Consider the following 22,193-nt stretch of genomic DNA (forward strand, 5'->3'; position numbering starts at 1 on the left):
CCATGCCGCGCTTTCTCGCTCCGCTGTTTTTGCTGTGCCTGACCTTCAACGCCCACGCCGACAGTTACATCACTCGCCTGTTGAACAAACCAGTGCCGGGCGGCGTCGCGGTGGTGGATCTGGGCGCGGCAGCACAAGCGCCGAAAGCCACGTATCAGGGCAAACCGGTGCTGGTGGTGAAAGAACAGAACAACTGGCTGGCGATCGTCGGCGTGCCGCTGACCGTCAAACCCGGTGCGCAGCAGATCAGCAGCGGCGGCCGGACTTTGCCGTTCACCGTGGGCAGCAAGAAATACCCGGAGCAGCGCATCACCCTGAAGAACAAGCAGCAGGTCAATCCGGATCAGTCGAACCTTAAACGCATCGAGGGCGAACTGGCCGAGCAGATCAAGGCCTATCGCAGCTTCAGCCCGAACACGCCGAGCAACCTGCTGCTGGACAAACCGGTCAACGGGCCGCTGTCGAGCAAGTTCGGGGTGCGCCGTTTCTTCAATGGCGAAGAACGCAACCCCCACGCCGGTCTCGACTTCGCGGTGCCAGCCGGTACGCCGATCAAGACGCCGGCGGCGGGCAAGGTGATTTTGATCGGTAGCTACTTTTTCAACGGCAACACCGTGTTCGTCGACCATGGCCAGGGCTTTATCAGCATGTTCTGCCATATGTCGAAGATCGACGTGAAGAACGGCCAGCAACTGGCTCGTGGCGCGGTGGTCGGTAAGGTCGGCGCCACCGGCCGGGCGACCGGGCCGCACATGCACTGGAATGTCAGCCTGAATGATGCGCGGGTGGATCCGGCGATTTTCATTGGTGCCTTCCAGTCTTGAATCATTGGTTGAGGCTGATGGCCTCATCGCTAGCAGGCTAGCTCCCACAGGGGTTTTGTGTCGTGAACACCATCCCCTGTGGGAGCCAGCCTGCTGGCGATGACTGACTCACTGACACCTTCAATCCTTCAGAAACCTCACCACTCTCGATTGCGCCCCATCCAGACCTCGCGCAAACATCCCGAAGATCCTCGCCTTCCAGCACAATAAAATCTCGCAGAACCCGGCTTTCCGAGGATTCCTCTCAATTTTTTTCGACTGCTTGCCATCCTCCCCCCTCGCGGTTAGGGTTGAGGGCATGAAAACCTCTCACACCCTCATTCAGCTTCGCCAGCACCGCAGCCTGTGCCTCGTCAGCGCACGACTGCCAGGCTGAATCGCTGCGCCTCGTCCTACGCTTTTCCAAGAACACTCGTTCAACCGGCAGGCCGCCTCTTTTCGGCCCAGACAACAAGGAATTTCCCGATGAGCATGCTCAAAGACCCGTCTTCGAAATACCGCGCGTTTCCCGTCATCAACCTGCCGGATCGCACCTGGCCGTCGAAGACCATCGACACCGCGCCGATCTGGTGCAGCTCCGACCTGCGTGACGGCAACCAGTCGCTGATCGAACCGATGGACGCGGCAAAGAAGCTGCGCTTCTGGAAAACCCTGGTTCAAGTGGGTGTGAAGGAAATCGAAGCGTCATTCCCGGCGGCTTCGCAAACCGACTTCGACTTCGTGCGCACCCTGATCGAAGAAGGCCACATTCCGGACGACACCACCATTCAGGTGCTGACCCAGGGCCGTGAAGACCTCATCGAGCGCACCTTCGAATCCCTGCGCGGGGCGAAGAAAGCCATCGTTCACCTCTATAACGCTACATCGCCGTCGTTCCGTCGCATCGTGTTCAACCAGGACAAGGACGGCATCAAGGCCATCGCGGTCAACGCGGCCAAGCTGTTCGTCAAATACGCAGCGATGCAGCCGGACACCGAGTGGACCTTCGAATACTCCCCGGAAACCTTCAGCGCCACTGAGCTGGAGTTCGCCAAGGAAGTCTGTGACGCGGTGATCGAGGTGTGGAACCCGACGCCTGAGCACAAGATGATCCTCAACCTGCCAGCCACCGTTGAATGCGCGACGCCAAACGTCTACGCCGACCAGATCGAGTGGTTCGGCCGCAACATCAACCGTCGTGACAGCGTGATCATCAGCCTGCACACCCACAACGACCGTGGCACCGGCGTTGCGGCCACCGAGCTGGGCCTGATGGCCGGCGCCGACCGTGTCGAAGGCTGCCTGTTCGGCAACGGCGAGCGCACCGGTAACGTCGACCTCGTCACCGTCGCGCTGAACATGTACACCCAGGGCCTCGATCCGCAGCTGGACTTCTCCGACATCGATGGCGTGCGCAAAGTGGTTGAGGAGTGCAACCAGATCCAGGTTCACCCACGTCACCCGTACGTTGGCGACCTGGTCCACACCGCGTTCTCCGGCTCGCACCAGGATGCGATCCGCAAAGGCTTCTCCCAGCAGAAACCGGACGCTCTGTGGGAAGTCCCGTACCTGCCGATCGACCCGGCCGACATCGGCCGCAGCTACGAGGCGGTGATCCGCGTCAACAGCCAGTCGGGCAAGGGCGGCATCGCCTACTTGCTGGAGCAGGAATACGGCATCAGCCTGCCGCGGCGCATGCAGATCGAGTTCAGCCAGGTGGTGCAGCGTGAAACCGACCGTCTCGGCCTGGAAATGACCGCCAAGCAGATTCACTCGTTGTTGATCAGCGAATACCTGCAAGCCAACACCCCGTACGCGCTGGTCAGCCATCGCCTGCAAGAAGAAAACGGCAACAGCGCCGTCGAAGTGGAAGTGGCGAGCAAGGGTCAGGGCGAAACCAACCTGCACTGGCGCGGCAAGGGCAACGGTGCGCTGGAAGCACTGGTGGCCGGCTTGCCGGTTCCGGTGGAAATCATGGATTACAACGAACACGCAATCGGCGCCGGCACCAACGCCAAAGCGGCGGCCTACATCGAGCTGCGCGTGAACGGCGAACGTGCGGTGCATGGCGTGGGGATCGATGAGAACATCACCACCGCCAGCTTCAAGGCACTGTTTAGCGCCCTGAACCGCTCGCTGAGCCAGCCAGAGGCGAAAGCGGCTTGATTGCTCGCTGAAATGCAAAAGGCCCCGGAGTGAAAGCTCCGGGGCCTTTTTCATATCTGAGTTTTTTGTGCCGCATTCACCGGCCCCATCGCTAGCAGGCTAGCTCCCACAGGGGATTTGTGTTGTGAACACGATCCCTTTGGGAGCCAGCCTGCTGGCGATCGCGCCCTGTCAGGCAATGAAAGGGTTAAGTGAATTCGAAGGTGTCGGCATCCAGATTCGCCGGAAACCGCTCGCGATAAGCCGCCAACGGCGCCGCCTCCAGCACCACCTTGAACACCCCGTCCGCCTCCCCCGCCGCCAGCAACGTCTCGCCCTGGAAATCCAGCACCTGACTGTCACCGGTATACGCGAAGCCCTTGCCATCGGTGCCAACCCGATTCACCGCTGCCACATAGCAGAGGTTTTCGATGGCCCGAGCCGGTAACAGGCGATTCCAGTGCAGACGCCGTGCACCCGGCCAATTGGCGGTGTACAGCAGCAGGTCGGTGTCCTGGGCGTCGCGGCTCCACACCGGAAAACGCAGGTCGTAGCAAATCAGCGGGCGAATGCGCCAGCCTTTCAATTCGAACTGCACCTGACGCTCGCCGGGGGTGTAATGGTTGTGTTCGCCGGCCATGCGGAACAGATGGCGCTTGTCGTAATGCAGCACCTCACCGTCCGGGCGTGCCCACAGCAGGCGGTTGCGATGGCTGCCGTCGGCGGTCTGGATGATCACGCTGCCGGTGATCACCGCGTCGAATTTCGCCGCCTGCGCCCGCAACCATTTGCTGGTCGGGCCGTTCTCGGCTTCGGCGAGGGTTTCCGATTCCATGGAAAAACCGGTGGTGAACATCTCCGGCAAGATAATCAGATCGGCACCACGCGCCTGCTCCAGCAGCCCCTCGAAATGCTCGAGGTTGGCCTGGCGGTCATGCCAGGCCAGGCTGGTCTGGATCAGCGCCAGGTTGAGGTCTGGCAACGCACTCAGATCACGCATAGTTTCGCCGCCGCTTCACGCAGCGTCTCCTCGCGTTTGGCAAAGCACAGACGCACCAGGCGCTGGCCTTGCGGCGGTTTCTGGTAGAACACCGACACCGGAATACTCGCCACGCCATGTTCGCGGGTCATCCACAGGGCCATCTCGACGTCATTCAGGTCTGGGCGAATCTGCGAATAGTCGACCAGTTGGAAATACGTACCGGTGACCCGAGTGAAACTGAAGCGCGACGGCGCCAGCAGGTCGCAGAACAAGTCGCGCTTGGCCTGATAGAAACCCGGCAGCTCTTCGACGTGCTCAGGGTGCTCGGCCATGTAATCGGCCAGCGCGTATTGCAGCGGCGTGACACCGCAGAAACTCACGTACTGATGCACCTTGCGCAGCTCGGCAGTGAGCGCTGGCGGTGCGACGACATAGCCGGTTTTCCAGCCGGTGACGTGGTAGGTCTTGCCGAACGAGCTGACCACGAATGCGCGCTGATACAGCTCCTCATGAGCCAGCACGCTGACATGCGGCACACCGTCGAATACCAGGTGTTCGTAAACTTCGTCGCTGATCACATAGATGTCGCGATCACGAATCAACGCGGCCAGTTGATCAAGTTCGGCACGACTGATCAGCGCGCCACTCGGGTTGTGCGGGGTGTTGAGAATGATCATCCGCGTGCGCGGCGTCAGGGCTGCACTGAGCTGATCGAAATCGATGGAGAAATCTTGCAAGCCCAACTGCACGTGCACGCAGCGGCCGCCGGCCAGTTCCACCGCAGGCTCGTAGCTGTCGTAAGCCGGGTCGAAGACGATGACTTCGTCACCGCTGTGGATAACCGCCTGAATGGCGCAGAAGATCGCTTGCGTGGCACCGGGCGTCACGGTCACTTCGTGATCGGCATCGACAGTGGCGCCGTAACTACGCGCGATTTTCGCGGCAATCTGCTGACGCAGCGCCGGCAGGCCGGTCATCGGCGAATACTGGTTATGGCCGCTGGCGATATGCCGACCCACCGCGTCACGCAGCGACTGCGGGCCGTCGAAATCCGGGAAACCCTGAGACAGGTTGATCGCCCCGGTCTGCGCCGCGAGCTGAGACATCTGCGTGAAAATGGTGATGCCGAAATTCGGCAGCTTGCTGGTGATCATCGGAAGCCCCTTGCAGGTGAAACGCAAGTTTCAAGCCTCAAGCTGCAAGCTGCAAGCAAAAACCCGCGCCCACAAAAAAGGGCTCCATACGAAGCCCTCTCTGCTTTTACTTGAAGCTTGCAGCTCGAAACTTGAAGCTGCTTTTTTATTTCTTGTCGCGGCGTTTCTTGCTGGCTTTCTTGTTGTGCGACATCAAGCGACGCTTCTTGTTGACCTGGCGGTCGGTCAGCGTGTTCTTGTTGCCTTCGTACGGGTTTTCGCCGCCCTTGAACTCGATGCGGATCGGCGTACCGACCAGCTTCAGCACACGACGGTAAGTGTTCTCCAGATAGCGCACATACGACTTCGGCACTTTCTCGATCTGGTTACCGTGGATCACGATGATCGGCGGGTTGGCACCGCCCAAGTGCGCATAACGCAGCTTGATCCGACGGTTGTTGACCATCGGTGGCGCGTGCTCGCCTACCGCATCTTCGAGGATCTGGGTCAGACGGTTGGTCGGCCAGCGGGTGACCGCCGACTTGAACGAGTTCTGTACGGAAGCGTAGAGGTTGCCCACGCCGGTGCCGTGCAGTGCCGAGATGAAGTGGATGTCAGCGTAGTCAACGAAGAACAGCCGACGTTGCAGCTCGACCTTAACGAAGTCGCGCTCGCTCGGCGTCATGCCGTCCCACTTGTTGATCGCAATGACCAGCGCGCGACCCGACTCGATGGCGAAGCCCAGCAGGTTGAGGTCGTGATCGACCACCCCTTCGCGGGCGTCCATCACGAAGATCACCACGTTGGCGTCTTTGATCGCCTGCAGGGTTTTGACCACGGAGAACTTTTCGACTTCTTCGTGGATCTTGCCGCGCTTGCGCACACCGGCGGTGTCGATCAGCGTGTACTTTTCTTCGTTGCGTTCGAACGGGATGTAGATACTGTCGCGGGTCGTACCGGGCTGGTCATAAACGATCACCCGGTCTTCACCGAGCATGCGGTTGACCAGGGTCGATTTACCGACGTTCGGACGGCCGATGATGGCGATCTTGATCCCGTCTTTTTCGCTCGGGCCAGGAATGCGCTTGGCTTCCTCGCCTTCGGCAACGATCTCTTCCTCTTCGCCTTCAGCCGGCTCGTCATCGTCACGCGGGAAGTCGCTCAGGGCGGCTTCGAGCAACTGCGTGATGCCACGGCCATGAGCACCGGCGATCGGGATCGCGTGGCCCATGCCCAGCGGGGCGAATTCGGCGCGGGCCATTTCCGGGTCGATGTTGTCGACCTTGTTGGCGACCACATGGGAACGCTTGTTACGCTTGCGCAGGTGTTCGGCGATCATCTGGTCGGCGGCGGTGAAACCGGCCTTGGCATCTACCAGGAACAGCACAACGTCTGCTTCTTCAATGGCCAGCAGCGACTGCTCGGCCATTTTTTCGTCCATACCATGTTCGTCACCGGAGATACCGCCGGTGTCGATCAGAATGTAGGAACGCCCTTGCCACTTGGCCTCACCGTACTGGCGATCACGGGTCAGACCGGACAGGTCGCCGACGATGGCGTCGCGAGTCCGAGTCAGGCGGTTGAACAAGGTGGACTTGCCGACGTTCGGTCGGCCCACCAGGGCGATTACGGGAACCATGCGGCTCTCCACTTCGTTATTTCAGAAAATACAAAAGCCGCTGCGAGGCAGCGGCTGGTGCTCGGGGCAACACTGTGGGTGTTTTCTGTGGGAGCGAGCCTGCTCGCGAAAAACGCCAGGACAGCGCGTTCATTCAGGTCATCAGCGTAATCGTTGACGCCCATCGCGAGCAGGCTCGCTCCCACCTTCTTACTCACAAGTGAAGCTGCCTGGGGTGTCAACCCCAAGCATAGTTGTTACTTGATGGTCAGGGCTTCCAGTTTGCCGCTGTTGCCATACACATAAATCATGTCACCCACCACCAGCGGACGGGCACGCAGGCCGTCGCTGTCGATGCGCTCACGGCCGACGAAACGACCGTCAACCTGACTCAGCAGGTGCAGATAACCTTCCAGGTCACCCACTGCAACATAGCTGGAGAACACTTCCGGAGCCGACAGCTGGCGGCGAGCCAGCGCATCGTTGCTCCATAATGCGGTGGTGGAACGCTCATCGACGCCTTCAACGGTGCCCGAGGACAGACTCACGTAGACGCTGCCGAACCCCTGAGCGATACCGGCGTAGCTCGAGGCATCGCGCTGCCAGAGTTGACGACCGCTTTCCACGTCCAGTGCCGCGACGCGACCCTGATAGCTGGCCACGTACAGCGTACCGCCGGACAGCAGCAGACCGCCGTCGATGTCGACCACGCGCTCCAGTTCCGAACGACCCTGTGGAATGGCGATGCGCTGTTCCCACACCGGCACGCCGTTGGAAATATCCAGGGCGACCACTTTACCGGTCGACAGGCCAGCCAGCGCCAGGCGGTTGGTCACCAGCGGTGCACTGGTGCCCCGCAGGGTCAGTACCGCCGGCGTGCTGTCATATACCCAGCGCTGATTACCGGTGGAGGCATCCAGACCGATCAGACGGTCGTCCTGGGTCTGCACCACGACCACGTCACCGTTGTTGGCCGGCGGCGCGAGGACTTCACTGTTGACGCGAGCACGCCACTTCTCTTCACCGTTGCTGGTGTCCAGAGCGACCACTTCGCCACGCAGGGTGCCGATCAACACCAGACCGTAACCCACGCCAACGGCGCCGGAAACAGGCAATTCAAGGTCCTGTTCCCATTTCACGTCGCCATTGCTGCGATCCATGGACATGACCACGCCGGTGACATCGGCGGCGTAGATGGTGTCACCATCAATCGCCGGTACCAGCATGTTGTAGGTTTCGCCCTGACCGTCACCGATCGAACGACTCCACTGCTTGTGCAGAACCACTTCTTCTTTGAAGTCGGTCAGTTCAGCCGGTGGCAATTCTTTCTTGCTGTTGCTGCTGCAACCCGCGGCCAGAAGGGCCAGAGCCAGCAATGCTGCATGCTTCCAACGGATCACGTCACGCATCCCCTTTGGCCAGGTCGTCGAGCTTGATTTGAAGGCCACCGACTGCCGCTTCATCCGACAGTGCTGCCTTGGCTTTTTGATACGCCTTGTTCGCGTCATCGGTACGGCCCAGCTTCACCAGCAGGTCGCCCTTGAGTTCTTCGCGAGTGGCCAGGAACGCTTTGTCGGCATCGCCGTCGAGCAGTTTCAGGGCGTCTTCGGTCTTGTCCTGCGCGCCCAGCACCTGCGCCAGACGCTGCCGGGCGATCTCGCCCAGCGCCGGGTTGGCCGGTTTGTCGACGATGGCTTTCAGCTCGGTGGCCGCGTCGTCCAGCTTGCCGCTGTCGACCGCGACCTTGGCGACGAACAGGCTGCCGTACTGCGCGTAGGCAGAACCGCCAAATTCGCTGTTGAGCTTGCCGGCCAGATCCGCAACGCGCGCGGCGTCTGGCTTGCCGTCAGGCGTCAGGGTGGTTTCCAGCAATTGCTGATAGAGCACCGAAGCGCCTTGCGACTGGTTGCTCTGATACTTGTGATAAGCCTGCCAGCCGAACACGATGACCAGCGCCAACAGGCCGCCGGTGACCAGAGGTTTGCCGTTGCGTGTCCACCAGTCCTTCAAATCCGCCAACTGTTCGTCTTCGGTACTCGACACCCCAATACTCCTTAATCGCTAAATCGGCTGTTAAGACAGCTTCAACCCTGCACGACGCAGGTGGCCAGGTGAGCGGCGAGCGCATCCCAGGCAATGCTTTGTTGTTCGCCCTGGCCACGCAGGGGTTTGAAACCTACCACTTGCTGGGCCATCTCGTCGTCACCTAGGATCAGTGCGTACAGCGCACCGCTCTTGTCGGCTTTCTTGAACTGGCTCTTGAAGCTGCCGGCGCCGGCATTGACTTGCAGGCGCAGGTTTGGAAGTTGATCGCGAATCCGCTCGGCCAGGGCCAGACCGGCCAGCTCCGCCTGCTCACCGAAGGCGCACAGGTAGACGTCAACCTGACGGGAGATTTCTGCCGGGATCTGCTCGAGGGTTTCGAGCATCAACACCAGACGCTCGATGCCCATGGCGAAACCGACGCCGGTGGTCGGCTTGCCGCCCATCTGCTCGACCAGACCATCGTAACGGCCGCCCGCGCACACGGTACCCTGGGCGCCGAGCTTGTCGGTGACCCATTCGAAAACGGTTTTGCTGTAGTAATCGAGGCCGCGCACCAGTTTCGGGTTGAGCACATATGGAATGCCGACCGCGTCCAGCCGCGCCTTCAGGCCTTCGAAGTGAGCACGGGATTCGTCATCGAGGTAGTCGGCCATTTTCGGCGCATCGACCAGTACCGCCTGAGTGTCGGCGTTCTTGGTGTCGAGCACGCGCAGCGGGTTGGTTTTCAGACGGCGCTGGCTGTCTTCGTCGAGCTTGTCGTGGTGCGCCGAGAGATATTCGACCAGCGCCTCACGATAACGCCCGCGGGACTCGCTGGTGCCGAGGCTGTTGAGTTCGAGCTTGACCGCATCACGAATGCCCAGCTCGCCCCACAGGCGCCAGGTCATGATGATCAGTTCGGCGTCGATGTCCGGACCGTCGAGGTTGAACACCTCCAGACCGATCTGGTGGAACTGACGATACCGGCCTTTCTGCGGACGCTCGTGGCGGAACATCGGGCCGATGTACCAGAGTTTCTGCACCTGACCGCCGCCGGTGATGCCGTGTTCGAGCACAGCGCGCACGCACGCGGCAGTACCTTCGGGACGCAAGGTCAGCGAATCGCCGTTGCGGTCTTCGAAGGTGTACATCTCTTTTTCGACGATATCGGTCACTTCACCGATCGAGCGCTTGAACAGCTCGGTGAACTCGACGATCGGCATGCGGATCTGCTTGTAACCGTAGTTGTCCAGCAGACGCGCAACAGTGCCCTCGAAATAACGCCACAACGGGGTCTGTTCGGGCAGGATGTCGTTCATGCCACGAATGGCTTGCAGAGACTTGCTCACAAAAATTCCTTAATTCGTTCGATCAGCCGCGCGCGATAACCGCTGCGTCAGCTTCGACCTTTTCGGCCGCTTTCTCGCGGATCAGCCGTTCCAGCTCATCCACCAGATTGTCATTCGTCAGTTTCTGCGACGGCTTGCCATCGATGTAAATCAGGTTTGGCGTGCCGCCGGTCAAGCCGATGTGGGCTTCCTTGGCTTCGCCGGGGCCGTTGACCACGCAACCGATCACCGCGACATCCAGCGGGACCAGCAGGTCTTCAAGGCGCCCTTCCAGCTCGTTCATGGTTTTCACCACATCGAAGTTCTGCCGCGAGCAGCTCGGGCAGGCGATGAAGTTGATGCCACGGGAACGCAGATGCAAAGACTTGAGAATGTCGTAACCGACCTTCACTTCCTCGACCGGGTCGGCCGCCAGCGAGATGCGGATAGTATCGCCAATCCCTTCGGCGAGCAGCATACCTAGGCCGACGGCGGATTTCACTGTGCCCGAACGCAATCCCCCGGCTTCGGTGATACCCAGGTGCAGCGGCTGGACGATTTCTTTCGCCAGCAGGCGGTAGGCTTCGACGGCCATGAACACATCGGAAGCCTTCACGCTGACCTTGAAGTCCTGGAAATTCAGGCGTTCAAGGTGTTCAACGTGACGCAAAGCGGATTCAACCAGCGCCGCCGGGGTCGGTTCGCCGTATTTCTTTTGCAGGTCTTTTTCCAGCGAGCCGGCGTTGACGCCGATGCGGATCGGAATGCCACGATCACGCGCGGCATCGACCACCGCACGCACACGGTCTTCGCGACCGATGTTGCCCGGGTTGATGCGCAGACAGTCCACACCCAGTTCGGCCACGCGCAAGGCAATGCGGTAATCGAAGTGAATGTCGGCCACCAGCGGCACCTTGACCAGCTGCTTGATCTTGCCGAACGCCTCGGCGGCGTCCATGTCCGGCACCGAAACGCGAACGATGTCGACGCCGGCGGCTTCCAGACGGTTGATCTGCGCAACGGTGGCGGCGACGTCATTGGTGTCGCTGTTGGTCATGCTCTGCACCGCGATCGGCGCATCGCCGCCCACCGGTACGTTGCCGACCCAGATCTTGCGCGAAACGCGACGTTTGATTGGAGATTCGCCGTGCATGACTTATTGACCCAACTTCAGGCGAGCAGTCTCGCCACTGGTGAACGGAGCGATATCGACCGGCTGGCCGTTGTAGCTGACCTGTGCGGCGCGAGCGACACCCAGGCGGACGTTGAGCGGCGGCTTGCCGGCCACGGTCACGCTGTCGCCTTTGTGTTTCAGACCGCTGAAAATCACCTTGCCACGGCCGTCGGTCACCTGCGCCCAGCAATCGGCGCTGAATTGCAGCTGGACCTGACCTTCGCCGGCAACCGGGGCAGCCGCTTCAGGGCTGGCCGCAGGTGCGACGGGCGCGGTTGGAGCGGCGACGGTTGGCGCCGGCGTTGCGACATTTGGCACCGGAGCGGCGGGCGCGGCAACGGTTGGCGCTGTGGTATGAGCCGGGGCGGTCGGCGCGACGCTCGGAGCCACCGGTGCTGCTGGCGCGGTGGCCGGCGCAGTGGCTTCGGCACCGGTCGATTCGGCGCTGGTTTCGGATTGCGGCAATGCCAGCGCGGTCGAGCTGTCGGCCTGGTTTTCTTCGACAGCCTGATCTTCCGGCTCGTCGATCGGATGAATCTGCGTGGTGCCGTCCGCGCCTTCAACTTCGACGTGCTCCGGTGCGAGAGCGGCCAGATCCTTGGTGCGCAGCGAGGTCTGATCCTGCCACCAGACGAAACCGCCGCCGATGACCGCGATCAGCAACAGCAGGCTGACGATACGCAAAATGGTGTGGGAAACCCGCACCGGCTCTTCGATACGACCGAGGGCGTGAACGTTGCTGCCCTGGGAATCGGTGCCGGTGGACTGGTCGAATTGCTGGACCAGCACGCTCTGGTCCATGCCGAGCAATTTGGCATAGGCGCGAATGTAGCCGCGGGCGAAGGTATGCCCCGGCAGCTTGTCGAACGCGCCGGCTTCAAGATTGCTCAGGGAAGTCACGGTGAGGTTGAGCTTGAGGGCCACTTCGGCCAGCGACCAGCCATTGCTTTCGCGGGCCTGGCGCAGGGTCTCACCGGGGTTAACGCGATTCGCTGCTACAACTTCGGGATGCGCCGCTTTCATCATTGCTCCGACAGGTATTGCTGATATTCCGGCGTACCGGGATAGAGTCGTTTTAATTGCAGGCCGTAACTGGCGGCCTTGTCGCGATCTTCAAACACTTTTGCCAGCCGAACGCCGAGCAATAGACTACGTGCATTCTGTTCGGTCAACTGGCTGAAACGGTCGTAGAAGTCACGCGCGGGCACATAATGCCTGTCTTCGAAGGACAACTCAGCCATTTCCAGCAGCGCGCGCGGTTGTTGACGGTTCAAACGCAGGGCTTTTTCCAGTTGCTGCTGCGCCAGATCGCGCTGCCCAAGCTTCGCTGCAGTCATGCCGAGGTTCTCGAACACCCGCGAACGCTCAGGATACAGGGTATCGGCGGCAGCCTGTTCAAATCGCTCGTAGGCTTCTTTATAGCGCTGTTCTTCGTAGAGAAAACTGCCGTAGTTGTTGAGGATGCGCGCATCGGCGGGACGCGAGGACAAGGCCTTGCGAAAGTGCTCGTCGGCCAGCTGGGGCTCCATCTCGGACTGAAACACCAGACCGAGCGCCGCATTGGCGTCTGGATCGGAATCGTCGAGTTCCAGGGCCTTTTTCAATGGCACCTTGGCCCGCTCGGTCATCCCCTGCTGCAGGTAACCCAGGCCCAACTGCACGTAGGCAGCCCGCGCTTCATCGCGGCCCTTGCTGGTCTTCATCGGGTTGTAGTCACCCGACAGGACACAACCAGCACACAGGCTGGCCAACAGCAACAGCAGCGCAAAGCGCAGGGACATAGAGATCCTCTCTTAGTGAGTGTTCGTGGCGTTCTGAGCCAGATCACTGTCGGCGCTCAACTCACGCACAGCGATGTAACGTTCACTGCGACGGGTGCGATCCAGCACCTGCCCTACCAATTGACCACATGCAGCGTCGATGTCTTCACCACGGGTGGTGCGCACGGTGACGTTGAAACCGGCCTGATGCAACTGATCCTGAAAGCGGCGAATGGCGTTGTTGCTTGGCCGCTCGTACCCGGAATGCGGGAACGGGTTAAACGGGATCAGGTTGATCTTGCACGGGATGTCTTTCAGCAACTCGATCATTTCCACCGCATGCTCAAGCTTGTCGTTGACGTCCTTGAGCAAGGTGTACTCAATGGTCAGCACACGTTTCTCGCCGAGGGCGGACATGTAGCGCTGGCACGACTCGAGCAGCATCTTAAGCGGATACTTCTTGTTGATCGGCACCAATTGGTTACGCAATGCGTCATTCGGTGCATGCAGGGACAACGCCAGAGACACGTCGATGTGCTTGGCCAGCTCATCGATCATCGGCACCACGCCCGAGGTGGACAGGGTCACGCGGCGCTTGGAGATCCCGTAGCCGAGGTCATCCATCATCAGATGCATGGCGGCGACGACGTTGTCGAAGTTCAGCAACGGCTCGCCCATGCCCATCATCACCACGTTGGTGATGGCGCGGTCGACGGTGGCCGGGACGCTGCCGAAAGATTTGTTGGCAATCCACACCTGACCGATGACTTCGGCGGCGGTGAGGTTGCTGTTGAAGCCTTGCTTGCCGGTGGAGCAGAAACTGCAGTCCAGGGCACAGCCTGCCTGGGACGAAACGCACAGAGTGCCGCGTTTGCCCTGGGGAATGTACACGGTCTCGACGCAGCTGCCGGACGCCACGCGCACCACCCATTTACGGGTACCGTCGCTGGAGATGTCCTCGCTGACTACTTCCGGACCACGCACTTCGGCAATGGCCTTGAGCTTGTCGCGCAAGGCCTTGCTGACGTTCGTCATGGCGTCGAAATCATCGACGCCAAAGTGGTGAATCCATTTCATTACCTGACCGGCACGGAAACGCTTCTCCCCGATTGAGTCGAAGAATTTTTCCATTTCCGGCTGGGTCAGACCCAGCAGGTTGGTTTTCACAGTCGATGTCGTCATGGATTCACCTTCACTCTTAAGCCAATGCTTAGCGAGTGGTTACTTCAGTAGCTGCGAAGAAGTAAGCGATTTCGCGAGCAGCAGCGGCTTCGGAGTCCGAACCGTGAACGGCGTTGGCGTCGATCGACTCGGCGAAGTCAGCACGGATAGTGCCGGCAGCCGCTTCTTTAGGGTTGGTAGCGCCCATCAGCTCACGGTTGCGAGCGATGGCGTTCTCGCCTTCCAGAACCTGAACGACAACCGGGCCGGAAGTCATGAAAGCAACCAGGTCACCGAAGAAACCGCGCTCGCTGTGCTCAGCGTAGAAGCCTTCGGCTTCGGCTTTGGACAGTTGCTTCAGTTTCGAAGCTACAACGCGCAGGCCAGCGTCTTCGAAGCGAGTGGTGATCTTGCCGATCACGTTTTTAGCAACGGCGTCAGGCTTGATGATGGAGAAAGTACGTTGAACAGCCATGGTGTAACTCCAGAAACGGTAATTTGCGAAAAATTAAACCCGCGAATTATACGCGGGTTCTTGGGTATTGCCTAACCTGCGAGACGATCAGTCCAATTCTGCTGCCCAAAGCTCCTGAACCGCTTCCAGCACCTTCTCGCCGACCCGGCCAGAAGTGCTGTCGAAGTCAGGCAGCTCAAGGATCATTTGCTGCAGACGGACGAAACCTACCGAGTACGGATCGAGCCCTTCGTGGGCCTCGGCCAGCTCTTCGGCAATGCGTTGAACATCATTCCAACCGTAGCTCATGACAGTATTACCAGTCAGTGCGGCGCTTCGGCCGCATGGTTAAGCGAATATTTCGGGATCTCGACGGTGATGTCTTCTTCACCGACGATGGCCTGACAGGCCAGACGCGATTGCGCTTCCAGGCCCCAGGCGCGATCGAGGAAATCTTCTTCCAGCTCATCGGCCTCTTCCATCGAGTCGAAACCCTCGCGGATGATGCAGTGGCACGTGGTGCAGGCGCAGACGCCGCCGCAGGCACTTTCCATCTCGATGTGGTGTTCGTGGGCCAATTCGAGAATCGAGGTGCCGGGCGCAGCCTCGACCACCATGCCTTCAGGGCAGAACTTCTCGTGTGGCAGAAAAATGACCTGCGGCATCAGATATCCTCGATTTCATTCAGGTTGCGCCCCGACAGAGCGGCTTTGACCGTCTGATCCATGCGGCGGGCAGCAAAAGCATCGGTCACTTGCGACAGACGCTTGGTCTGCTGCTCGATGGCATAACCATCGGTGCCTTTCATCAGTTCGACCAGTTCTTGCATCTGCAGGTCGATGACCATGCGCTCTTCGGCGTCGAGCAAACGCTCGCCATCCGCCTCCAGAGCGCCCTGCACCGCTTCGAGCAGGCGCTGGGCATCGACTTGCTGCTCACGCAGAACGCGGGCGACCTTGTCGTCACTGGCGTACTGGAACGAATCCTTGAGCATTTTGGCGATTTCGCCGTCTGTCAGCCCGTAGGACGGCTTGACCTGAATGCTCGCCTCGACGCCCGAACCCAACTCACGGGCAGAGACGCTGAGCAAACCATCGGCATCGACCTGGAAGGTCACGCGAATCTTCGCCGCGCCAGCGACCATCGCCGGAATACCGCGCAATTCGAAGCGCGCCAGTGAGCGGCAATCGCTGATCAGCTCGCGCTCACCCTGCAGCACGTGGATCGCCATGGCCGACTGGCCGTCTTTGTAGGTGGTGAAATCTTGCGCGCGAGCGACGGGAATGGTGGTGTTGCGCGGAATCACCTTCTCCATCAGGCCGCCCATGGTTTCCAGGCCAAGGGACAATGGAATCACATCGAGCAGCAGCAGTTCGCCGCCATCGCGCTTGTTGCCGGCCAAGGTGTCAGCCTGGATCGCAGCCCCGATGGCCACCACTTGATCCGGGTCGATTTCGGTCAACGGCTGGCGACCAAAGGCTTCGGCGACCGCTTCGCGAACACGCGGCACACGGGTCGAACCGCCGACCATGACCACAGCGTGGACGTCTTCCAGCTCGATGCCAGAATCGCGAACGGCGCGGCGGCAGGCTTTCAGGCTGCGCGCGACCATCGGCTCGATCAGCGCATCGAAGGCTTCGCGAGTCAGCTGGGCCTTCCAGTCGCCATAAGCCACTTCAACACTGGCCGCATCGGTCAGGGCTTCTTTGGCCGCGCAAGCGGTTTGCAGCAGATTGCGTTGTGCGCCGGGATCGAGGTCGGCGGACAGGCCGGCACTCTCGATGATCCAGCCGGCAATCGCATGATCGAAGTCATCGCCGCCCAGCGCGCTGTCGCCGCCAGTGGCCAGAACCTCGAACACACCGCCGGTCAGACGCAGAATCGAAATATCGAAGGTGCCGCCGCCCAGATCATAAATCGCGACCAGACCTTCGGCGTGCTGGTCGAGGCCGTACGCCACAGCAGCGGCGGTCGGCTCGTTGAGCAGACGCAGCACGTTGAGACCGGCGAGTTTTGCCGCATCTTTGGTGGCCTGACGCTGGGCATCGTCGAAATAGGCAGGAACGGTAATCACCGCGCCGACCAGCTCGCCACCCAGGGTCGCCTCAGCGCGCTGACGCAGGACTTTGAGGATATCGGCGGAGACTTCGACCGGGCTTTTCGGGCCCTGGATCGTGTCGATGAACGGCATGTGCGACTCGCCGCCGACAAAGCGGTACGGCAGTTGCTCGCCCAATTGCTTGACGTCGGACAGACCTCGACCCATCAAGCGCTTGACCGACAGCACGGTGTTCAAAGGATCTGCGGCGGCGGCCAGCTTGGCCGACTCGCCGACTTCGATGCGGTCGGCGTGATAACGCACGGCGGACGGCAGGATGACCTGCCCGTCGGCATCGGCCAGCGGTTCGGAGACACCGCTGCGCAAAGCAGCGACGAGAGAATTGGTAGTGCCCAGGTCGATGCCGACAGCCAGACGACGCTGGTGCGGTTGAGGACTTTGGCCGGGTTCGGCGATCTGCAGTAGAGCCATGGTAATCAGGTCTTGTCTGTCTATCAGGCGTGCAATCAGGGCAGCACTGGGTTAATCGTCGAGGCGCTCTTCTAGCTGGCGCACTTCGTAGGTGAGCTTGTCGAGGAACTGCATGCGCCGCATCAGGCGTTCGGCCTGTTCGCGTTGCGCTGCATCATCCCAACAGGCTGCGAAGCTTTCATTGAGCTGTTCCTGAGCGGCCTTGAGGCGACGCTTGAATACCGCGACACCGTCGAGATCGGCACTGTCCTGCAGGTCTTCGAGCTCTTCGCGCCATTGCATCTGCTGCAAAAGAAACTCGGGATCGTGGACAGTGACTTCCATCGGCACTTCATGCCCACTGATTTTCAGCAGGTAGCGTGCGCGCTGGGCCGGGCTCTTGAGCGTCTGATAGGCGTCGTTGAGCCGTGCCGACTGCTCGAGCGCCGAACGCTGCTCGCGCTCGGAAGCGTCAGCGAAGCGGTCCGGATGAACCCCGCGCGCCAGCTCGCGATAGCGCGTGGCCAACTGTTCGAGATCCAGACGGAAGCTCGGTTGAAGCTCGAATAAAGCGAAATGACAAGGAATACCCACGACAAGCCTCAGATGTTGAAGCTTTCGCCGCAGCCACATTCACCGCGTACGTTGGGGTTGTTGAACTTGAAGCCTTCGTTCAACCCTTCCTTGACGAAATCGAGCTCGGTGCCGTCCAGGTAGGTCAGGCTTTTCGGGTCGATGATCACTTTCTGACCATGACTTTCGAAAACCTGATCGTCTTCACCGACTTCGTCGACGAATTCCAGTACATAGGCGAGGCCGGAACAGCCCGTGGTGCGAACACCCAGGCGGATACCCTCGCCCTTGCCGCGCCCTGCAAGGGAACGCTGCACATGCTTAGCTGCCGCTTCTGTCATCTGGATTGCCATGAAAACTCCTTACCGTAACGCGGATCAGATCAAGCCTTTCTTTTGCTTGTAATCGCGAACAGCCGCTTTGATAGCGTCTTCAGCCAGTACCGAGCAGTGGATTTTCACTGGCGGCAGGGCCAGTTCTTCGGCCAGCTGAGTGTTCTTGATGGTTTCAGCTTCATCCAGGGTCTTGCCCTTCATCCACTCGGTGGCGAGGGAGCTGGAAGCGATAGCCGAACCGCAGCCGTAGGTCTTGAACTTGGCGTCTTCGATAACGCCCTGGTCGTTGACCTTGATTTGCAGACGCATCACGTCGCCGCACGCCGGAGCGCCGACCATGCCGGTGCCGACATCAGGATCTTCCGCGTTCATCTTGCCGACGTTGCGCGGGTTTTCGTAGTGGTCGATGACCTTTTCGCTGTAAGCCATGATTCTCAATCCTCACTCATCAGGGCCGCTCTTGAGACCCTGCAACTGCGCTGCGTGAACCGCCGCGTCGCTACAGGACCTGTATCCGGCGGCTTCTTTGGTTAGTGTGCCGCCCACTCGATTTTCGAGATATCGACGCCATCTTTGTACATGTCCCACAGCGGCGACAGAGCGCGCAGCTTGGTAACGGCCTCGCAGACTTTCTGCGCGGCGTAGTCGATTTCTTCTTCGGTGGTGAAACGGCCGAAGGTAAAGCGGATCGAGCTGTGTGCCAGTTCGTCGTTGCGGCCCAAAGCGCGCAATACGTACGAAGGCTCCAGCGACGCCGAGGTGCACGCCGAACCGGACGATACCGCCAGATCCTTGAGCGCCATGATCAGCGACTCGCCTTCAACGTAGTTGAAGCTCAGGTTCAGGTTGTGCGGAACGCGGGCGGTCAGGCTGCCGTTGACGTACAGCTCTTCCAGATGCTCGACCTGCTTGTAGAAACGGTCGCTCAAGGCTTTGATACGGACGTTTTCAGCGGCCATGTCTTCTTTAGCCACACGGAACGCCTCGCCCATGCCGACGATCTGGTGGGTCGCCAGGGTGCCGGAACGCATGCCACGCTCGTGACCGCCGCCGTGCATGGTCGCTTCGATGCGCACACGCGGCTTGCGGCTGACGTACAGCGCACCGATGCCTTTAGGGCCGTAGGTCTTGTGGGCGGAGAACGACATCATGTCGACTTTCAGCTTCTGCAGGTCGATGTCGACCTTGCCAGTGGACTGAGCGGCGTCGACGTGGAACAGCACACCCTTGGAGCGCAGCAGTTCGCCGATTGCAACGATGTCGTTGACGGTGCCGATTTCGTTGTTCACGTGCATCACCGACACCAGAATGGTGTCTTCGCGCAGTGCCGCATCAATCATCGCCGGAGTGATCAGACCGTCTTCGGTCGGCTCAAGGTAAGTCACTTCGAAACCTTCGCGCTCCAGTTGGCGCATGGTGTCGAGAACGGCCTTGTGTTCGATCTTGCTGGTGATCAGGTGCTTGCCCTTGGAGGCGTAGAAATGTGCCGCACCCTTGATTGCCAGGTTGTCGGACTCGGTGGCACCGGAGGTCCAGACGATTTCGCGCGGATCGGCATTGACCAGATCGGCCACCTGACGACGGGCGTTTTCGACCGACTCTTCAGCCTTCCAGCCGAATACGTGGGAGCGCGACGCCGGGTTGCCGAAGTTTCCGTCAACCAGCAGGCATTCACTCATTTTTTGCGCAACACGCGGATCAACCGGGGTGGTCGCAGAGTAATCAAGGTAAATCGGCAATTTCATGGACTATCTCCTAAATCAGGGCTGGCGTGCCGTTGGCTCTCTGGCGGTCATTCGACGGCGGACGCTTCAATCTTGTCCAGGCGTGGCGCCTTGCTGTTGCAACGGCGCTGGTCCTGACGCTGGGCTACTTCTTGCACCTCACGGCGAGTCACAAGATCAGCCAAGCTGATACCACTTAGAAATTCGTGAATCTGCAGGCTCAGGTCGCACCACAGATGGTGGGTCAGGCAGGTGTCGCCGGAATGGCAATCGCCCTGGCCCTGGCACTTGGTGGCGTCGACCGATTCGTTCACCGCATCGATCACCTGGGCGACCTGGATGCCCTGCATGTCGCGGGACAACTGGTAGCCACCACCCGGACCGCGAACACTGGAAACCAGGTTGCTGCGACGCAGTTTGGCGAACAGCTGTTCGAGGTAGGACAGGGAGATGCCTTGGCGCTCGGAGATATCGGCCAGGGACACCGGCCCGTGCTGCGCGTGCAACGCCAGGTCAAGCATGGCGGTCACGGCGTATCGGCCTTTTGTAGTCAGTCGCATGGACAGTTACCACGGAGTTCAGAATGGGCGGGAGTATGCAATTCCCGAGCATTTAAGTCAACTATAAGACCTAGTGCTTTAGTCGGGTTTACCCGCAAAAGAGCGCGCGCACTATAGCAAAGGCCTGTGACGTACAGCCAGCGCAACCGCGTTATCGTTCTTCGCGAGCAGGCTCACTCCTACATTTGAAATGCGCTCCCCTGTAGGAGTGAGCCTGCTCGCGAAGGCCGCGCTGCGGTTTAGCTGGCTTTCGATTCGTCCTTGCCCTTCACACAGGCAAAGTCTTCTTCACGCAGCTCAGGCAGATCTTTCGCACAGTAATTGCTGCCCAGATCCTTCAACGCGCCGCACATGCCTTCCAGTCGTCCGTCGACCGCTTGCAGGTGATCGAGTAACTGGCCGATGGCGCGCGCCACCGGGTCGGGCATGTCTTCGCTGACGCCATAGGCATCGAAACCGATTTTCTCGGCCATGGCCTTGCGCTTGGCGTCCTGCTCTTCATCGGACTTGACGATGATGCGCCCGGGAATCCCCACCACGGTGGCGCCCGGCGGCACTTCCTTGGTCACCACCGCGTTGGAACCGACCTTGGCACCAGCACCGACCGTGAACGGACCGAGCACCTTGGCGCCCGCACCGACCACCACACCGTCACCCAGCGTCGGGTGACGCTTGCCCTTGTTCCAACTGGTGCCGCCAAGAGTCACGCCCTGATAGATGGTCACGTCGTCGCCGATCTCGGCGGTCTCACCGATAACGATACCCATGCCGTGGTCGATGAAGAACCGACGGCCGACCTTGGCGCCCGGATGAATCTCGATGCCGGTCAGCCAGCGGCCGAAGTTCGACACCAGCCGCGCCAGCCACTTCAGATCATTGCGCCAGAGCATGCCAGCCAGGCGATGAATCCAGATCGCATGCATGCCGGGGTAGCAGGTCAGGACTTCAAAAGCGTTACGCGCCGCCGGGTCTCGATGGAATACGCTCTGGATATCTTCACGCAAACGCTCAAACATCATTCAGTCCTTCCGCTTAAGAAGCTCACCACGGGCCGCTTTCTGGGTTTCCGTGAGAATGCCCCGCAAAATATTCATTTCCGCCCGGCTGACCGAGCTGCGTCCGTACAACCGGCGCAGGCGTGCCATCAAGTGCCGGGGCTTTTCCGGGTCGAGAAATTCGATCGCGACCAATGTCTGCTCCAGATGCTCATAAAAGCGCTCCAGCTCATCCATGGTCGCCAGCTCGGCGCTTTTCACCGAAGCCACTTCTTCTTTCTCGACCTTGCTCGGCTGACCCTGCGAGGCCAGCCAGGCCATGCGCACTTCATAACTCAACACCTGCACCGCCGCCCCCAGGTTCAACGAACTGAACGTCGGGTCGGAAGGGATGTGCACGTGGAAGTGACATCGCTGCAGCTCTTCGTTGGTCAGGCCGGAATCTTCACGCCCGAACACCAAAGCGATTTCGGCGCCCTGCCCGGCTTCTTCGATGACTTTGGTTCCGCATTCACGCGGATCGAGCAGCGGCCAGGGAATACGCCGATCCCGCGCACTGGTACCGAGGACCAAATTGCAGCCGACCAGCGCGTCTTCCAAAGTGGCGACGACTTGCGCGTTTTCAAGGATGTCTCCGGCACCGGATGCTCGGGCATCGGCTTCGTGGTGCGGAAACTGGCGTGGCTCGACCAGCACCAGACGCGACAGACCCATGTTTTTCATGGCGCGCGCGGCCCCGCCGATGTTTCCGGGGTGGCTGGTATTGACCAGGACGACACGAATGTTCTGCAGCAAGGGAGGCGCTCTCGGACATTGGAAAGGGGGGCAAATCTTACAGAACAGCCTACCGTTAAGCTATGAAAGCGAACAGTGTCCTTCACCTGAAGAAAAGTTCTGATAGAATGCGCGGCTTT

Annotated in this window: 23 protein-coding genes; 2 read left to right on the top strand and 21 right to left on the bottom strand. The window is 60.2% G+C overall.

What is annotated here, in order from left to right; genetic code table 11:
• The first annotated feature begins 2 nt into the window (after positions 1 to 2).
• Together BLU52_RS19440 and leuA are read left to right on the top strand one after the other, a co-directional pair.
• Positions 3 to 824, top strand: a complete 822-nt coding sequence (locus BLU52_RS19440) for a M23 family metallopeptidase (protein ID WP_090286004.1) — start codon at positions 3 to 5, stop codon at positions 822 to 824.
• A 465-nt stretch (positions 825 to 1,289) separates the two neighbouring features.
• Positions 1,290 to 2,969: a 2-isopropylmalate synthase gene (gene leuA / locus BLU52_RS19455; protein ID WP_090286008.1), complete on the top strand. Its 1,680-nt coding sequence runs from the start codon at positions 1,290 to 1,292 to the stop codon at positions 2,967 to 2,969.
• A gap of 187 nt (positions 2,970 to 3,156) precedes the next feature.
• Here leuA and BLU52_RS19460 read toward each other — a convergent pair whose 3' ends face one another.
• From BLU52_RS19460 to trmJ, 21 genes are all read right to left on the bottom strand, one after another.
• Positions 3,157 to 3,948: an amidohydrolase gene (locus BLU52_RS19460; protein ID WP_090286011.1), complete on the bottom strand. Its 792-nt coding sequence runs from the start codon at positions 3,946 to 3,948 to the stop codon at positions 3,157 to 3,159.
• Complete coding sequence (locus BLU52_RS19465; protein ID WP_090286013.1) at positions 3,936 to 5,084, bottom strand: pyridoxal phosphate-dependent aminotransferase; 1,149 nt, start codon at positions 5,082 to 5,084, stop codon at positions 3,936 to 3,938. Before BLU52_RS19465 ends, BLU52_RS19460 begins: the two co-directional genes overlap by 13 nt.
• A gap of 145 nt (positions 5,085 to 5,229) precedes the next feature.
• A complete protein-coding gene (der, locus tag BLU52_RS19470; RefSeq protein ID WP_090286015.1) occupies positions 5,230 to 6,702 on the bottom strand; it encodes a ribosome biogenesis GTPase Der in 1,473 nt (490 codons plus the stop codon).
• A 236-nt stretch (positions 6,703 to 6,938) separates the two neighbouring features.
• Entirely contained in the window at positions 6,939 to 8,090 is a 1,152-nt protein-coding gene (bamB, locus tag BLU52_RS19480; RefSeq protein ID WP_090286018.1) for an outer membrane protein assembly factor BamB, read from the bottom strand.
• Positions 8,083 to 8,724, bottom strand: coding sequence for a tetratricopeptide repeat protein (locus BLU52_RS19485; protein ID WP_090286019.1), 642 nt, complete (start codon positions 8,722 to 8,724; stop codon positions 8,083 to 8,085). Before BLU52_RS19485 ends, bamB begins: the two co-directional genes overlap by 8 nt.
• Before the next feature lie 41 nt (positions 8,725 to 8,765).
• Positions 8,766 to 10,055: a histidine--tRNA ligase gene (hisS, locus tag BLU52_RS19490; RefSeq protein WP_090286022.1), complete on the bottom strand. Its 1,290-nt coding sequence runs from the start codon at positions 10,053 to 10,055 to the stop codon at positions 8,766 to 8,768.
• 22 nt (positions 10,056 to 10,077) lie between these two features.
• Complete coding sequence (gene ispG, locus BLU52_RS19495; protein ID WP_090286025.1) at positions 10,078 to 11,187, bottom strand: flavodoxin-dependent (E)-4-hydroxy-3-methylbut-2-enyl-diphosphate synthase; 1,110 nt, start codon at positions 11,185 to 11,187, stop codon at positions 10,078 to 10,080.
• 3 nt (positions 11,188 to 11,190) lie between these two features.
• A complete protein-coding gene (locus BLU52_RS19500; protein ID WP_090286027.1) occupies positions 11,191 to 12,231 on the bottom strand; it encodes a RodZ domain-containing protein in 1,041 nt (346 codons plus the stop codon).
• Positions 12,231 to 12,989, bottom strand: a complete 759-nt coding sequence (pilW, locus tag BLU52_RS19505) for a type IV pilus biogenesis/stability protein PilW (protein ID WP_090286029.1) — start codon at positions 12,987 to 12,989, stop codon at positions 12,231 to 12,233. Before pilW ends, BLU52_RS19500 begins: the two co-directional genes overlap by 1 nt.
• Before the next feature lie 12 nt (positions 12,990 to 13,001).
• The gene (gene rlmN / locus BLU52_RS19510) at positions 13,002 to 14,150 is read right to left on the bottom strand and encodes a 23S rRNA (adenine(2503)-C(2))-methyltransferase RlmN (protein ID WP_090286031.1); all 1,149 of its coding nucleotides are present in this window, start codon (positions 14,148 to 14,150) and stop codon (positions 13,002 to 13,004) included.
• A gap of 28 nt (positions 14,151 to 14,178) precedes the next feature.
• Positions 14,179 to 14,604 carry a nucleoside-diphosphate kinase gene (gene ndk, locus BLU52_RS19515; protein ID WP_024014216.1) on the bottom strand — a complete coding sequence of 142 codons (426 nt, stop codon included), beginning with the start codon at positions 14,602 to 14,604 and terminating at the stop codon, positions 14,179 to 14,181.
• Between the two features lie 87 nt (positions 14,605 to 14,691).
• Positions 14,692 to 14,892, bottom strand: coding sequence for a Fe-S cluster assembly protein IscX (iscX, locus tag BLU52_RS19520; RefSeq protein ID WP_047296339.1), 201 nt, complete (start codon positions 14,890 to 14,892; stop codon positions 14,692 to 14,694).
• 14 nt (positions 14,893 to 14,906) lie between these two features.
• Complete coding sequence (gene fdx, locus BLU52_RS19525) at positions 14,907 to 15,248, bottom strand: ISC system 2Fe-2S type ferredoxin (RefSeq protein ID WP_007916885.1); 342 nt, start codon at positions 15,246 to 15,248, stop codon at positions 14,907 to 14,909.
• The gene (hscA, locus tag BLU52_RS19530; protein ID WP_090286033.1) at positions 15,248 to 17,113 is read right to left on the bottom strand and encodes a Fe-S protein assembly chaperone HscA; all 1,866 of its coding nucleotides are present in this window, start codon (positions 17,111 to 17,113) and stop codon (positions 15,248 to 15,250) included. The genes fdx and hscA overlap by 1 nt, the downstream gene beginning before the upstream one ends.
• Before the next feature lie 51 nt (positions 17,114 to 17,164).
• A complete protein-coding gene (gene hscB / locus BLU52_RS19535) occupies positions 17,165 to 17,686 on the bottom strand; it encodes a co-chaperone HscB (protein WP_016773325.1) in 522 nt (173 codons plus the stop codon).
• Positions 17,687 to 17,694: 8 nt separating this feature from the next.
• Entirely contained in the window at positions 17,695 to 18,018 is a 324-nt protein-coding gene (gene iscA, locus BLU52_RS19540) for an iron-sulfur cluster assembly protein IscA (RefSeq protein ID WP_030139597.1), read from the bottom strand.
• 24 nt (positions 18,019 to 18,042) lie between these two features.
• Positions 18,043 to 18,429, bottom strand: a complete 387-nt coding sequence (gene iscU, locus BLU52_RS19545) for a Fe-S cluster assembly scaffold IscU (protein ID WP_003227907.1) — start codon at positions 18,427 to 18,429, stop codon at positions 18,043 to 18,045.
• Positions 18,430 to 18,530: 101 nt separating this feature from the next.
• Positions 18,531 to 19,745 carry an IscS subfamily cysteine desulfurase gene (locus BLU52_RS19550; protein WP_090286035.1) on the bottom strand — a complete coding sequence of 405 codons (1,215 nt, stop codon included), beginning with the start codon at positions 19,743 to 19,745 and terminating at the stop codon, positions 18,531 to 18,533.
• Positions 19,746 to 19,792: 47 nt separating this feature from the next.
• Positions 19,793 to 20,284, bottom strand: a complete 492-nt coding sequence (gene iscR / locus BLU52_RS19555) for a Fe-S cluster assembly transcriptional regulator IscR (protein ID WP_003227911.1) — start codon at positions 20,282 to 20,284, stop codon at positions 19,793 to 19,795.
• A 239-nt stretch (positions 20,285 to 20,523) separates the two neighbouring features.
• Positions 20,524 to 21,300 carry a serine O-acetyltransferase gene (gene cysE, locus BLU52_RS19560; RefSeq protein WP_090288629.1) on the bottom strand — a complete coding sequence of 259 codons (777 nt, stop codon included), beginning with the start codon at positions 21,298 to 21,300 and terminating at the stop codon, positions 20,524 to 20,526.
• A 3-nt stretch (positions 21,301 to 21,303) separates the two neighbouring features.
• Positions 21,304 to 22,074 (bottom strand): tRNA (cytosine(32)/uridine(32)-2'-O)-methyltransferase TrmJ, encoded by a 771-nt coding sequence (trmJ, locus tag BLU52_RS19565; protein WP_090286037.1) that lies wholly within the window; start codon positions 22,072 to 22,074, stop codon positions 21,304 to 21,306.
• Between the last annotated feature and the right edge of the window lie 119 nt (positions 22,075 to 22,193).

Origin of the sequence: Pseudomonas granadensis (assembly GCF_900105485.1) — a bacterium.
Lineage (GTDB): Bacteria > Pseudomonadota > Gammaproteobacteria > Pseudomonadales > Pseudomonadaceae > Aquipseudomonas > Aquipseudomonas granadensis.

Bases quoted from the DNA above. Each gene is read 5' to 3' on its own strand.
- ndk (WP_024014216.1), bottom strand. From the start codon at position 14,604: ATGGCTGTTCAACGTACTTTCTCCATCATCAAGCCTGACGCCGTTGCT.
- BLU52_RS19550 (WP_090286035.1), bottom strand. From the start codon at position 19,745: ATGAAATTGCCGATTTACCTTGATTACTCTGCGACCACCCCGGTTGAT.
- hscA (WP_090286033.1), bottom strand. From the start codon at position 17,113: ATGGCTCTACTGCAGATCGCCGAACCCGGCCAAAGTCCTCAACCGCAC.
- bamB (WP_090286018.1), bottom strand. From the start codon at position 8,090: ATGCGTGACGTGATCCGTTGGAAGCATGCAGCATTGCTGGCTCTGGCC.
- leuA (WP_090286008.1), top strand. From the start codon at position 1,290: ATGAGCATGCTCAAAGACCCGTCTTCGAAATACCGCGCGTTTCCCGTC.
- iscR (WP_003227911.1), bottom strand. From the start codon at position 20,284: ATGCGACTGACTACAAAAGGCCGATACGCCGTGACCGCCATGCTTGAC.
- iscA (WP_030139597.1), bottom strand. From the start codon at position 18,018: ATGGCAATCCAGATGACAGAAGCGGCAGCTAAGCATGTGCAGCGTTCC.
- BLU52_RS19440 (WP_090286004.1), top strand. From the start codon at position 3: ATGCCGCGCTTTCTCGCTCCGCTGTTTTTGCTGTGCCTGACCTTCAAC.
- BLU52_RS19465 (WP_090286013.1), bottom strand. From the start codon at position 5,084: ATGATCACCAGCAAGCTGCCGAATTTCGGCATCACCATTTTCACGCAG.
- BLU52_RS19460 (WP_090286011.1), bottom strand. From the start codon at position 3,948: ATGCGTGATCTGAGTGCGTTGCCAGACCTCAACCTGGCGCTGATCCAG.
- ispG (WP_090286025.1), bottom strand. From the start codon at position 11,187: ATGCACGGCGAATCTCCAATCAAACGTCGCGTTTCGCGCAAGATCTGG.
- pilW (WP_090286029.1), bottom strand. From the start codon at position 12,989: ATGTCCCTGCGCTTTGCGCTGCTGTTGCTGTTGGCCAGCCTGTGTGCT.
- BLU52_RS19500 (WP_090286027.1), bottom strand. From the start codon at position 12,231: ATGAAAGCGGCGCATCCCGAAGTTGTAGCAGCGAATCGCGTTAACCCC.
- cysE (WP_090288629.1), bottom strand. From the start codon at position 21,300: ATGTTTGAGCGTTTGCGTGAAGATATCCAGAGCGTATTCCATCGAGAC.
- iscX (WP_047296339.1), bottom strand. From the start codon at position 14,892: ATGAGCTACGGTTGGAATGATGTTCAACGCATTGCCGAAGAGCTGGCC.
- rlmN (WP_090286031.1), bottom strand. From the start codon at position 14,150: ATGACGACATCGACTGTGAAAACCAACCTGCTGGGTCTGACCCAGCCG.
- der (WP_090286015.1), bottom strand. From the start codon at position 6,702: ATGGTTCCCGTAATCGCCCTGGTGGGCCGACCGAACGTCGGCAAGTCC.
- iscU (WP_003227907.1), bottom strand. From the start codon at position 18,429: ATGGCTTACAGCGAAAAGGTCATCGACCACTACGAAAACCCGCGCAAC.
- fdx (WP_007916885.1), bottom strand. From the start codon at position 15,248: ATGCCGCAGGTCATTTTTCTGCCACACGAGAAGTTCTGCCCTGAAGGC.